The organism is Endobacterium panacihumi (assembly GCF_050847465.1).
Taxonomy (GTDB): domain Bacteria; phylum Pseudomonadota; class Alphaproteobacteria; order Rhizobiales; family Rhizobiaceae; genus Neorhizobium; species Neorhizobium panacihumi.
The window spans coordinates 32,656-45,010 of the sequence record NZ_JBOZRA010000006.1 but is presented as its reverse complement, the minus strand read 5'-3'; the positions used below and the strand labels follow the sequence as shown (position 1 = coordinate 45,010).

The following is a 12,355-nucleotide window of genomic DNA, read 5'->3' as shown; positions in this document are numbered from 1 at the left end:
GTTATTCTCCGTTTTCCGCAGTCTGTGCGAAAGCGATATCCCTGTCCACCGGACCCAGCGGCTGCACGCCAGCCAGCAGCGCCCTCGCCTCTTCCTCGTCGCGCTTGATCTGCGCGATCAGCGGCTCCAGTCCGTCGAATTTCGCCTCGTCGCGCAGGAAGCCGAAAAAGGACACGGCGCAGACTTCGCCATAAAGATCGCCGGAAAAATCGAAGAGATAGGTTTCGAGAAGCGCGACGCCATTGTCCGTCACCGTCGGGCGGCGACCATAGCTAGCAACACCATCATAAAGTTCGCCATTGGGGCGGCGGAAACGCACGGCGTAAATGCCGTTGCGCAGTTCCGCCTCGCCCGGCAGCGACATGTTGGCGGTCGGAAAGCCGATCTGGCGGCCAAGCTTCTGGCCGTCGATGACTTCAGCCTCGACCGTGTAACGATAACCGAGCAGGCCGGCGGCGCCGACCATATCCCCTTCAGCTATCAGTTCACGGATGCGGCTGGAGGATACGACCTCGGCGTTTTCATCGCGGAATGCGTCGACCAGCGAGACGGAAAAACCGTGGCGTTCGCCCGATGCCATCAGGAAGGCCGGACCACCCTCGCGCCCCTTGCCGAAATGGAAATCGAAACCGGTGACGACGGCGCTCGCGCCCAGCCAGTCGATCAAAATGGTCTGGATGAATTCTTCCGCCGAACGGGCGGCAAATTCCTTGTCGAACGGATATTCGATGACGGCGGAAAAACCCATGGCTTCGAGAATACGAGCCTTCAGCGGTGCGGCCGTTAGACGGCAGACCGGCTGGTCCGGTTTGAACACGGTGCGCGGATGCGGCTCGAACGTCAGAACGAGAGCAGGCACGCCGTTCTTTTCAGCAAGCTCCAGCGCCCGCTCGAGCACGCTGCGATGACCGCGATGCACACCATCAAAATTGCCGATGGCAATGACGCCGCCCTTCAGGTTTTCGGGCAGCGGGTCTTTTTTCTCATTGCGATGGAAAACGGTCATTCCGCAAACATTCCGTTCAGGCCAGCCGTGGCATCCAGAATTTTGGCGTGGCATTTTGAGCGGTGAGCCAGGCCTTCAGGATCGCTTCGTCCGTCTGGCCGCCCACCGTGTATTCGGCAGCATGGATGCCGCCGCTGATATAGAGCAGGTCGAGTTCTTGTGAAAGCGCGCCGCGCACATCGGTCGGCATGCCGTCGCCGATGGCAAGGATTTTCGAGCGCTCGACTGGCCCTCGCACCTCTTCAGCCTGCGCAATCGCCGCTTCGTAGATCGGGTGATGCGGCTTTCCGGCAATCTGGCTCTTGCCACCAAGCTGTTCGTAATAGGCGGCAACGGCGCCGGCACAGGGGATCATCTTGTGGCCGCGCTCGACGATCAGGTCCGGGTTGGCGCAGATGAACGGCAGGTCGCGGGCAACCCATGCCTTCAGCATGTCGGTATAATCTTCCGGCACTTCCTTTTCGTCGTCGAAAAAGCCGGTGCAGACGATGCTTTCCGCCTCTTCCGCCGAGGTGACGGTGACACCGAGATCATCAAGCAGGTTCATGTCGCGCTCGGGGCCGAGCAGAAACACCTTTTTCGGGCCTTCGGCGATCAGTTTGCGGGTGACATCGCCGGATGTGACGATGCGGTCATAGGTCTCGTCGGCAACGTTCAGCGCCCGCATCTGCGTGATGACATCGGCGGAACGGCGCGGCGAATTGGTGATCAGGACGACGGTGGAGCCGGCCTTGCTGGCCGCGGCCAATGCTTCGCAGGACTGCGGAAAGGCTTCGACGCCGTTGTGCACGACACCCCAGACATCGGAGAGAACGACGTCGTAGGCGCCCGTCACGTCGCTCAGGTTCTGGATACGCTGTGTCATGCCTGCCTGTCCGTTCTTTTTAGAAAAATCAGGCGTTCATCTCGCAAAGCACAATGACGATGGCAAGGGCATTTGCTGTTCACCGGCGATATTTCACCCGAGCGTCACATGCAGGGCGCGGATCACGCAAGGCCCGACAGCCGCAGCGCAAGGCCGGCGATAGCGCAGAAACAGAGAACCGGCACAAGACCGAGTTTGAAACGAAACAGCAGCAGCGCGGACACAAAAAAGAGCGCGACGGCTGCGGGATCGATGCTGGAGAGGACCGGCATGGACGCGGTGAAGCCAAGCGAGGGAACGATCGGCAGCTTGATCACTTCCGTGAAGAGGACGTGCAGGCCAAACCACAAAGCCAGATTGAGGATGACGCCAACCACGGCAGCGGTAATCGCCGAGAGCGCCGCCGACATTACGGCATTGCCGCGCAGCCGCTCAATGAACGGCGCACCGGCGAAGATAAAAATGAAGCTTGGCACGAAGGTGGCCCATGCCACCAGCACCGCGCCCAAGGCGCCGCCAGCAATGACACCGAGCCCGGATGCCTCGCGAAAGCCGACGAGGAAACCGACGAAGGAGAGAACGAGAACCAGCGGACCCGGTGTGGTTTCGGCCAGCGCCAGACCATCCACCATCTCGCCGGGGCGCAGCCAGCCGTAATCCTCCACCGCCACCTGCGCCACATAAGCGAGCACAGCATAGGCCCCGCCAAAGGTGACCAGCGCCATGCGCGAAAAGAACGAAAACATCGCAGCGAGGCTTTCGGGCGCATGGAGCGCCCAGAGCAAAAACAGCGGTGCCTGCCAGACGGCGATCCATAAAAGCAACGAAGCGATCGCGCGCAACGGACGGCTCTTCTTTGGCAGGTCGGTCGTTTGGGCGAGCGGCAGGTTGGGAGTGTCGCCCATTTTCGCGGCAATAAAACCGGCAAGGCCGGCACCCAGCACGACCAGCGGAAACGGCAGGCCGAAAAAAAACAAAGCGACAAAAGCCAGAGCGGCAATGACGCGCAAAAATCCAGTCTTCAGTGTTTTGCGGCCAAGCCGGATCACCGCCTCGACGACGATCACCAGCACCGCAGCCTTCAGGCCGAAAAACAGGCCATCCAGCCATGTCGTTTCCTGCCACAGCGCGTAGGCCGCCGAGAGGCCGATCATCACGAACAGGCCCGGCAGGATGAACAGCAGGCCGGCAATGATGCCGCCTCTTATGCCACCGACCAGCCAGCCGATATAGGTGGCAAGCTGCTGCGCCTCCGGCCCCGGCAAAAGCATGCAGTAATTCAGCGCATGCAGAAAACGCTCTTCAGAGATCCAGCGTTTTTCTTCCACCAGACTGCGATGCATCATGCCGATCTGCCCGGCGGGACCGCCGAAACTCAAGACACCGATGCGGGCGAACACGCCGGTCAGCTCTGAAAGAGTGGGTCGCGTGCCATCCTGCCTGTCCGCACCGTCAATTGCCGTCATGTGTTCCTCTTGCCCTGCGACATTATGGCCGCAAGGCGTTCCCTAAAAACGTCATGTAAAGGCCATATGACGAAGCTTACGGGTTGTGACCCTGCCACGGCTACACTTCCTAGCCTCTGTTCAGACACAAGCGTTACGGTCATATAACCAGTATTGTTAGCTTCAAAACACATTCGGATAAGAACAAATATGCGCATATCTGCAAAAGCAGCATTGAGTTTCTCACTTTTCCTCGCGCTCGGGGCAGCACAAGCACATGCGCAATCCGGCTTCTGCACGGAGAAAGTTCGCGACCTCAAGCTTGACCCGGCGATTGTGGGCGAAGGTTTTACCGTTGATCCCATGGACGACGGCTCTGCGCAGATCATATGCGCCGACTGCGCGGATACGCGCACGATAGCGATTTTTCTGGGCGCGAACGACGACCGGGAACAAGGCTTGCGAGACGGCACCATAACCGCCGCCACCCTGACCGAGAAATGCCTGAAAACCGGCCCGAATTGCAGCGCAAAGACGTTTGTCGAAGGACCATCCGTCGGTTACACGCTCGAAAACAAGTTTGGCGAAAAGGTCCAGCGCCGTTACGCCCTGTATAACGGCGGCAAGGTGTTGACCGTGCGAGGCACTGCTCCTCTGGCCGACCGGGAAAAGATTTCGGCCAACACCGAGGCTGTTTTCCGCTCGCTTCTGCCGCAACTGCATTGCGGCGCATAAGCAGCAGGGCGTGGCGTTAAATTCTCGCCACACAACGCCGTTAACGTTGTTTCGCATGCCCCTTGTGCCCTGTAGCGAAATTTTACGGGGCTTCCTTGACTCAGGGTTGGACCGGTCTTATCTCGGTTGCGCTGGCACTCACATATGGAGAGTGCTAACACCCATCACGCGGGCCTCACCGGCCCGTCCATGTCATTTGATCGAGGGATTAGACAATGGCAAGCACAACTTTCCGCCCCCTGCACGATCGCGTTGTCGTCAAGCGCGTTGAGTCCGAAGAAAAGACCAAGGGTGGCATCATCATCCCTGACACCGCCAAGGAAAAGCCGGCTGAAGGCGAAATCATCGCTGTTGGCCCGGGCGCTCGCGACGACAAGGGCACGCTCAACGCTCTCGACGTCAAGGTTGGCGACCGCGTTCTGTTCGGCAAGTGGTCGGGCACCGAAGTCAAGCTCGATGGCGTCGACCTTCTGATCATGAAGGAATCCGACATCATGGGCATCATCGGCTGATTTTAGCCGATCTTCTCCATCCGACAATCAGAAATCACCATTGAGCTGAAGCTCTAGGAGTTCTCAAAATGGCAGCTAAAGAAGTAAAGTTCGGCCGCTCTGCGCGCGAAAAGATGCTGCGCGGCGTCGACATCCTCGCTGACGCAGTGCAGGTCACCCTCGGCCCGAAGGGTCGTAACGTCGTTATCGACAAGTCCTTCGGCGCTCCGCGCATCACCAAGGACGGTGTATCGGTCGCCAAGGAAATCGAACTGGAAGACAAGTTCGAAAACATGGGCGCCCAGATGGTCCGCGAAGTTGCTTCGAAGACCAACGACATCGCCGGCGACGGCACCACGACGGCAACCGTTCTGGCCCGCGCGATCGTTCGCGAAGGCGCCAAGGCTGTTGCTGCCGGCATGAACCCGATGGACCTGAAGCGCGGTATCGACCTCGCCGTTCTGGAAGTCGTCAAGGACCTGCAGGCCAAGGCAAAGAAGATCTCCACCTCGGCTGAAGTTGCCCAGGTCGGCACGATCTCCGCAAACGGCGACACGCAGGTCGGTAACGACATTGCTGAAGCCATGCAGAAGGTTGGCAACGAAGGTGTTATCACCGTCGAAGAAGCCAAGACCGCTGAAACCGAACTCGAAGTCGTCGAAGGCATGCAGTTCGACCGCGGCTACCTGTCGCCTTACTTCGTGACCAACCCGGAAAAGATGATCGCGGACCTCGAAGACGCCTTCATCCTCCTGCACGAAAAGAAGCTCTCGAACCTCCAGGCCATGCTGCCGGTTCTCGAAGCTGTCGTTCAGACCGGCAAGCCGCTCGTCATCATCGCTGAAGACGTTGAAGGCGAAGCTCTTGCGACCCTCGTCGTCAACAAGCTGCGTGGCGGCCTGAAGATTGCTGCCGTCAAGGCTCCGGGCTTCGGCGATCGCCGCAAGGCCATGCTGGAAGACATCGCCATCCTCACGGGCGGCACCGTCATCTCCGAAGACCTCGGCATCAAGCTCGAAAACGTCACCCTCGACATGCTCGGCCGTTCCAAGAAGGTTTCGATCTCCAAGGAAAACACGACGATCGTCGACGGCGCCGGCCAGAAGGCTGACATTGAAGGCCGCGTAGCCCAGATCAAGGCGCAGATCGAAGAAACCACTTCGGACTACGACCGCGAAAAGCTGCAGGAACGTCTTGCCAAGCTCGCTGGCGGCGTTGCCGTCATCCGCGTTGGCGGCTCGACCGAAATCGAAGTCAAGGAACGCAAGGACCGCATCGATGACGCTCTGAACGCAACGCGCGCTGCTGTTCAGGAAGGCATCGTACCGGGCGGCGGCGTTGCCCTGCTGCGTTCGGCTTCCAAGATCACCGTCAAGGGTGCAAACGACGACCAGGAAGCTGGTGTCAACATCGTTCGCCGCGCTCTGCAGTCTCTGGTTCGCCAGATCTCTGAAAACGCTGGTGACGAAGCCTCCATCGTTGTCGGCAAGATCCTCGAGAAGAACGAAGACAACTACGGCTACAACGCCCAGACGTCTGAATATGGCGACATGATCGCCATGGGCATCGTCGACCCGGTCAAGGTTGTTCGCACGGCTCTGCAGAACGCAGCTTCGGTTGCTTCGCTGCTGATCACCACCGAAGCCATGATCGCCGAACTTCCGAAGAAGGAAGCAGCTGGCGGCGGCATGCCTGGCGGCATGGGCGGCATGGGCGGTATGGACATGATGTAAGACCGAAAGGTCTTATGTCTGAGCCAAACGGTTCAGTTACGGAAAGGGCGGTCGCAAGGCCGCCCTTTTTCGTGTTGTCCGGCGACAAGCACCACCATTCCACGTTCTGAACATTGTCCGGCAAAAACAACGCATTAGTTATGCAGTGGGGAAAAGATGACGGGACTTGTTCATGGCCAGCACCGCGACTGCGGATTCATCGGAGAACACGGCGCGCGGACCATTCTGGGTTTCGGTCGCTTCCGTGGCAGCAGCCGTCCTCGGCGTGCATGCCGGACAGATTATCCCGCTCTCCCCGCCCCTGCCGGAAAACACGTGGGAAATGTTTGGCCAGATCGTCTTCAGCTGGCAGAGCTTTTTCTGGTTCCTGTCTACATTTGCGGTCATCATCGGTTTTGAGTGGCTGGCGGCGGGACCAACACATGAAACGCCGGCGCAGTATTTTCGCTGGCATTCTAAGCGGCTTCGTGCTGGCGACAAGATTCCGGCAGGTGCCATCATCATTGCCGCTGCATTGACCTTTCCGATCTGGGCCGCCTTGGGCTTGTCTGCGACAGTTTCACTCCTGCTCGGCTTCCTGCTGATTTTCACCAAATCGCTCCTGCTGAATACCGGCATTGCCGGACGTGTCAGCCTTGTTGTGCTGTGGTTCGCCACAGGCTGGATCGGCTCCGACTATTTCAGTGAAGCCCGAGATGCCTCGCTCCCCTGCAAGCCGACTGCACAAATCAAGCTGACGTCGGGAGGAATGCTAACCTGCGATACGGTTGACGCCTTTCAGCATTACGGCATCCTGCTGTTCCATGCCCCGAACAAATCCACCTATCTTCCCGTCTCGGACGTTGATGAGACATCATTCGTGGAAGCCACGCAGGAGCGGGCAATATTGCTGTTCCCTCTTCGTTAGACCTGACCAGGATTAGCTACCGGTTCCTGAACACCGTACACGGCACCGCTTCCGCCCTGATCGCCGCGCACAGCCTGTTTGCCTCTTCGCGTGTCTCGCGGCCGATCCTTGCGGCATAACGCGGGCGATAACCAAAGTTGCCGCCACGCTGGCGCACGATCAGCGCACGCTCGGCATTGAGCGGTGCCGGCAGTTGCAGGATGGCGCGGGTGAACAGGCGATCGACGACGGCCAGGCGATAATGCCCGGCAAGCTGCACGCCCCAGGGCGCCCAATCGGCAGAACCGGCAAAGACCGGTTCGTTCATCCGCCTTGTATCGGCCAGAACCGTGCAGGCTTTTTGGAACGGCAGGGTGTCGTCCAGTTCCGGCGCTGCCGTTTCAGGCGGCTTGTCCCGCCACATCTCGATCGTGGCGCCGGTGATAGCAAAAACGTAATCGCGGGTTTCGATGGGCAGCCGGTCGTTCGACAGGAAGCGCGCAAGGCCGTTTTCGCCGGCATTATAGGCGGCAGCGGCATAACCGAAATTGCCGAAACGGGTTTTCATCTCGCCAAGATATCTGGCCGATGCATCGAGCGCCTCGATCACGTCAAAACTGTTGGCGAGACCACGCATGCGCGCCGTGCCCGGCATGAACTGGGCGATCCCCTCCGCCCCTTTGGGGCTGACGGCTTCCGGCCGGAACAGGCTTTCCCGCCAGATGAGGCGGGCGAAAAAGGCCGGCGGAACGGCATGCTTTTCGGCAAAATGTTCGATTGTGCGGCAGAGATCGGTGTTGAATGTGTCGCGACGAATGCAGAGCGGATCAGCGCCGCCGGATCGTTCGTAAAGACACGGCTGATTGCCGACTTCCTCTTCGGCTATGGCATCGAGAGACACGCAGACGCTGCCTGCGACCAGCAAAAGAGCGCCGGCCCGGAACAGGGATCGCCGCGGAATGCCCATTGATGCAGCCTCAGGGATTGATCGGTAGCGCGGCGTAATCCTAACAAGCTTTATCTTTCATGCAACGACCGTCGGCAGGCCACCGTGCCAGCCTTTGCCTTTGTCGATACCGCCCATGGCCAACCGCCTCTTCTCGCCTATCTAACGTCAAGAACGGTGTCCCCTCGCACACTGCGCCGCCCTCTTTGCCATCAGGATACCCGCATGAGCTTTTTTGAAAGCCTGCTCATCCTTCTGCTTGTCGCCGTCGTGCTTCTGCAGTTTTCGCGCAGGCTCGGCGTGCCCTACCCTTCCATGCTTGCCATGGCGGGGGCGGCGGTCGCGCTGGTGCCGGGCATGCCTTACATTTCGCTCGATCCGCATGTGGCGCTGGCGCTGTTCATCGCCCCCGCCCTGCTCGATGCCGCCTTCGATTTTCCGGTCGGTACGGCAAAACGTTTCTGGCTGCCGCTTCTGGTGTTTGCGATCGGCGGCGTCATTCTCACCGCTGCAAGCGTCGCATGGATCGGCTGGGCTTTTGCCGGCCTGCCCTTTGCCGCAGCCCTCGTGCTTGGCGCCATCGTGGCGCCGCCGGATGCGGCCGCAGCCACCGCCGTGCTCTCCTCCATGGCCATTCCGCGCGATACCGACACCATCCTGCGCGGCGAAAGCCTGTTCAACGATGCCGCAGCGCTTCTGATCTTCGATGCAGCGCTCGCCATCCAGTCGGCCGGCGGGGTGGATACCGACGTGGCGGTGCATCTGGGTCTTGCCGTGCCGGGCGGCATTCTGCTCGGCCTCGCCGCGGCATGGTTCGTGCGGCGCCTGACCCGTTTCGTGGCCGGCACGCTGGGCGGCATCGTGCTGCAATTCGTGCAGACCTTTCTGCTCTGGATCGTCGCCGAGCGGCTGGAGCTGTCTGCGGTGCTTGCCATCGTCACCTTCGCCATGGCGCTGGCCCGCACCACCGAGGCGCGCGCTTCAGCGCGCATGCGGGTACAATCCTACGCGGTGTGGACCGCCGTCGTCTTCGTACTCAACGTCATGGCCTTCCTGCTGATGGGCATGCAGGTGCGCGACATCGTCCGGCAGATGGAAGCCGGGCATCTGGGGCAGGCCATCGTTTTTGCCGGCGTCGTCATCGCCGTCGTGGTCATCGTGCGGCTCGTCATCTGCGTCGGCTTCAACCGCATCCACGCCTGGTTCGTGGTGCGGCGCGGCGAGCCGGAGCCGGCCACGGTGACGCAATCGCTGCTGGCCGGCTGGTGCGGCATGCGCGGTCTCGTCACGCTGGCCACGGCCTTCGCTTTGCCCACCGATTTTCCGCAACGGGACATCGTGGTGCTGACCGCCTTTGCGGTGGTGCTGGCGACCCTGGTCGTGCAAGGCCTGACGCTGACGCCGCTCATCCGTTGGCTGGGGCTGGACCGGCGGGATGCCGGCCACGGCGAACTGATGCAATTGCGCGGAAAGATCGCCCAGGCGGGGCTTTCGCGGCTGGCAGACATTTCAGGCCCGGAAGCGGAATTGCTGCGCAACAAGTTTTCGATCGAGCGCACCGCGGTGACGGATGAAGACGCGGAAAAATCGCTCGACACCTATCGGAAGCTGGCCTTGAAGGCGATTGCCGCCCAGCGCGAAAAACTGGAATATCTGCGCTCGAAACAACTGATCAATGTCGAGGAATACAATTTTCTTCTGGAAGAGATCGACTGGCGGGAGCTTTCCGTGCTGCCCGCTGATGCCAGGCGGATCGAGGAAAGCTGACCATAAAAAACCGCCCGACCCCTTTGGGAATCGGACGGCCATAGATCTGCCGCTTCAGCGCGGATCAATAATAGCCGCGGCCGTTATGGCTCTTGCGATAGATGTTTTTCGAGGCGCGGTTCTGCATGCGCTCAACCTGACGGCGTTCGCGCGGCGAAACATAACCGTCGCGGGCGGCATGGCGCTTGGCGCGATCGATGCGATGCTGCTGGCGCTGCAGCTGGCGATATTCGCGCGGCGTCAGATCGCCACGACGGGCGCTGCGGTGGATGCGATAATCCTGACGCGATTCACGCGCCTCGCTGCGATAGGTCTGGGCCTGCGCCATCGGCGCGGCGGCAAAGGTGATGGTCAGCAGGGCGAGAGCGCTGATGATGATCTTTTTCATGGGTATCCTCCTGATCGGCGCGATGTCTTCGCTTGGGACATTCTGTTTTCGATAAAAACCAAAGTGGCGCTTCAACCCTGAACCCCGGATGAAGGTTCCGTTCAGGAAGCACATTTTCATGACATTGCACCGTTCATCAATTGACGACAATCCGTCAACTTTCGTTCATCTATCGGACACGAAGAAGATGGCGCACATATGGCTCACCGAAACAAACGCCGCCTGACGGCCGCGATCTGGAGAAACCGAAATGTCCGCCAACACGCAGACCGGCAACGTCATCATTCTGGTTGCCCGTATTCTTTTGTCCTACATCTTCATCACCGCCGGTTTCGGCAAGCTGGTCGATCCTTCCGGCACTGCCGGCATGATCACCGGTGCCGGCCTGCCCGCCGCAACAGCCCTTGCCTATCTCGCCGGCCTGTTTGAATTCGTCACCGGCCTTGCCGTTCTCGTCGGCTTCCAGACCCGTATCGTCGGCTGGGCGCTGGCGCTGTTCTGCGTGTTTACAGGCGTCATGTTCCACTCCGGCACAGTTGCCGTTCCCGGCTGGCCGGATGCCGCACTTGGCTGGATCAATGCGCTCAACGGCATCATGCTGCAGAAGAATTTTACGCTGGCAGGCGCCTATATCCTGCTCGCCACATTCGGCCCGGGTCTGTACTCGATTGATGCCCGCCGTGGTTCTGTCGCAATCGCAGGGTAATATCCCCCCATTCCCTGCCCGAACAGATGAGCCCGCCGGATCGCATCCGGCGGGCATTTGTTTGTTTTCAGGCGCTTCGCCGCCGCGCAAGCCAAACCGTGGCGCCGCCGCATTGCGGGTCCTGCGCCGTGTGGGCGACCAGATCGAAGCGGTTCTTTCCAAGCAACTCGGCATATTCGCGGGCCGGCAGCGAGGCGTGATAGAGCGGTTCGCCGCCGAATTCGCCCATCGCCACGCCTTCGAAATGGCCGGACGTGAACATCAGTGCCGCGCCCGGCGCGGTCATGACCGCAAAACGTCGGAACATTTCCCGTTGGTCATCCGGGTTGAGGTGAAAGAAGCTGTGCCAGGCGATGATCCCGTCGAATTTTGTCGGGATGTAAAACTTGCGCATGTCCTCGTTATACCAGGCGACGCCCGGAAACCGTTCCCGCGCCAGCCCGATCAGCGTCTGGGATGTATCGACGCCGGTGAGGCGGTAACCGTCGCGGATCAGGCTGCCGGCAATCGGTTCGGCACTGCCACAACCGAGATCGAGCACATGGCCGCGCGCAGGAACGAGCGCCCTGAAACGATCCAGCCACGGTTTTTCAAACAGGGTGCGGCCGCGCAACTGGTCGAAACCCAGCGCATGCCGCTCGTAGAGATCGATGATATTGGCGTCTTCGCCCGACATTACACAGACACCATCAGAGAACGGAGCGAACCGCGTCCACGATCGTTTTCACCCGCGCATCCGTCTCGTGCTCGGCCTTGCGGGCGCGAACGAGGCAGGCTTCCGACTTCAGGATCACGCCATCCGACAGGATTTTCAGATGGTTGGCCTTCAGCGTCGAACCGGTGGAGGTGATATCGACGATGATATCCGCCTGCCCCGCTGCCGGTGCGCCTTCGGTGGCCCCTAAGCTTTCGACGATCCGGTACAGCTGAATGCCGTGCTGGGCGGAAAAATGCTGCTGCGTCAGCCGCCAGTATTTGGTGGCGATCTGAAGCCTGCGGCCATGACGGGCGCGAAAATCGGCGGCAACGTCACCCAGATCGGCCATGGTGTCGACATCCAGCCAGATTTCCGGCACGGCGACCACGACATCCGCATGGCCGAAACCGAGGCGGGCAGCGATTTCCATCTTGGCGTCGGCATCGATCAGACCTTCGCGGATCAAATCTTCGCCAGTGACGCCGAAATCCACCGTACCAGCCCCGATCTCGCGGGCAATCTCGGAGGCGGACAGGAAGGCGATCTCGATATCATCGTGACCTTCGATCCTGCCACGATAGGAGCGTTCATTGCCGACGGCGACGATGGGCAGGCCGGCGCGCTCAAAGATGGCGGAAGCATCTTCCTTCATGCGGCCCTTGGAGGGCAGAGCAATGGTAATGATGGACA

General features: G+C 60.2%; 13 protein-coding genes. 6 read left to right on the top strand and 7 right to left on the bottom strand.

All coding sequences use genetic code 11. The features are described 5' to 3' along the window. Position 1: 1 nt before the first annotated feature. The 3 genes from ACRQ1B_RS21935 to chrA form a co-directional block, all read right to left on the bottom strand. A complete protein-coding gene (locus ACRQ1B_RS21935) occupies positions 2–1,006 on the bottom strand; it encodes a bifunctional riboflavin kinase/FAD synthetase (protein ID WP_432296201.1) in 1,005 nt (334 codons plus the stop codon). 16 nt (positions 1,007–1,022) lie between these two features. Further along, complete coding sequence (locus tag ACRQ1B_RS21930) at positions 1,023–1,871, bottom strand: TIGR01459 family HAD-type hydrolase (protein ID WP_432296200.1); 849 nt, start codon at positions 1,869–1,871, stop codon at positions 1,023–1,025. Between the two features lie 122 nt (positions 1,872–1,993). Further along, a complete protein-coding gene (gene chrA, locus ACRQ1B_RS21925; protein ID WP_432296199.1) occupies positions 1,994–3,337 on the bottom strand; it encodes a chromate efflux transporter in 1,344 nt (447 codons plus the stop codon). A 189-nt stretch (positions 3,338–3,526) separates the two neighbouring features. Here chrA and ACRQ1B_RS21920 point away from each other — a divergent pair, with 189 nt between their 5' ends. The 4 genes from ACRQ1B_RS21920 to ACRQ1B_RS21905 all read left to right on the top strand — a co-directional run bounded on the left by ACRQ1B_RS21920 (position 3,527) and on the right by ACRQ1B_RS21905 (position 7,182). Continuing rightward, positions 3,527–4,051, top strand: coding sequence for a hypothetical protein (locus ACRQ1B_RS21920; RefSeq protein WP_432296198.1), 525 nt, complete (start codon positions 3,527–3,529; stop codon positions 4,049–4,051). 215 nt (positions 4,052–4,266) lie between these two features. Next, positions 4,267–4,563, top strand: a complete 297-nt coding sequence (groES, locus tag ACRQ1B_RS21915) for a co-chaperone GroES (protein ID WP_112732659.1) — start codon at positions 4,267–4,269, stop codon at positions 4,561–4,563. A 68-nt stretch (positions 4,564–4,631) separates the two neighbouring features. After that, complete coding sequence (gene groL / locus ACRQ1B_RS21910; protein WP_432296197.1) at positions 4,632–6,275, top strand: chaperonin GroEL; 1,644 nt, start codon at positions 4,632–4,634, stop codon at positions 6,273–6,275. A 322-nt stretch (positions 6,276–6,597) separates the two neighbouring features. Then, positions 6,598–7,182, top strand: coding sequence for a hypothetical protein (locus ACRQ1B_RS21905; RefSeq protein ID WP_432296196.1), 585 nt, complete (start codon positions 6,598–6,600; stop codon positions 7,180–7,182). A 16-nt stretch (positions 7,183–7,198) separates the two neighbouring features. Here ACRQ1B_RS21905 and ACRQ1B_RS21900 read toward each other — a convergent pair whose 3' ends face one another. Then, positions 7,199–8,128 (bottom strand): transglycosylase SLT domain-containing protein, encoded by a 930-nt coding sequence (locus ACRQ1B_RS21900; protein WP_432296195.1) that lies wholly within the window; start codon positions 8,126–8,128, stop codon positions 7,199–7,201. A gap of 204 nt (positions 8,129–8,332) precedes the next feature. Here ACRQ1B_RS21900 and ACRQ1B_RS21895 point away from each other — a divergent pair, with 204 nt between their 5' ends. Then, a complete protein-coding gene (locus tag ACRQ1B_RS21895; protein ID WP_432296194.1) occupies positions 8,333–9,874 on the top strand; it encodes a cation:proton antiporter in 1,542 nt (513 codons plus the stop codon). Between the two features lie 64 nt (positions 9,875–9,938). Here the strand turns inward: ACRQ1B_RS21895 and ACRQ1B_RS21890 are convergent, their stop codons facing one another. After that, entirely contained in the window at positions 9,939–10,262 is a 324-nt protein-coding gene (locus tag ACRQ1B_RS21890) for a hypothetical protein (protein ID WP_432296193.1), read from the bottom strand. Positions 10,263–10,512: 250 nt separating this feature from the next. On the opposite strand from ACRQ1B_RS21890, the gene ACRQ1B_RS21885 reads away from it, so the two are divergent. Beyond that, a complete protein-coding gene (locus ACRQ1B_RS21885) occupies positions 10,513–10,968 on the top strand; it encodes a DoxX family protein (protein WP_432296192.1) in 456 nt (151 codons plus the stop codon). A 67-nt stretch (positions 10,969–11,035) separates the two neighbouring features. Here the strand turns inward: ACRQ1B_RS21885 and ACRQ1B_RS21880 are convergent, their stop codons facing one another. Beyond that, complete coding sequence (locus ACRQ1B_RS21880; RefSeq protein WP_432296191.1) at positions 11,036–11,644, bottom strand: class I SAM-dependent methyltransferase; 609 nt, start codon at positions 11,642–11,644, stop codon at positions 11,036–11,038. Positions 11,645–11,657: 13 nt separating this feature from the next. Then, positions 11,658–12,350: an ATP phosphoribosyltransferase gene (hisG, locus tag ACRQ1B_RS21875; RefSeq protein WP_432296549.1), complete on the bottom strand. Its 693-nt coding sequence runs from the start codon at positions 12,348–12,350 to the stop codon at positions 11,658–11,660. Between the last annotated feature and the right edge of the window lie 5 nt (positions 12,351–12,355).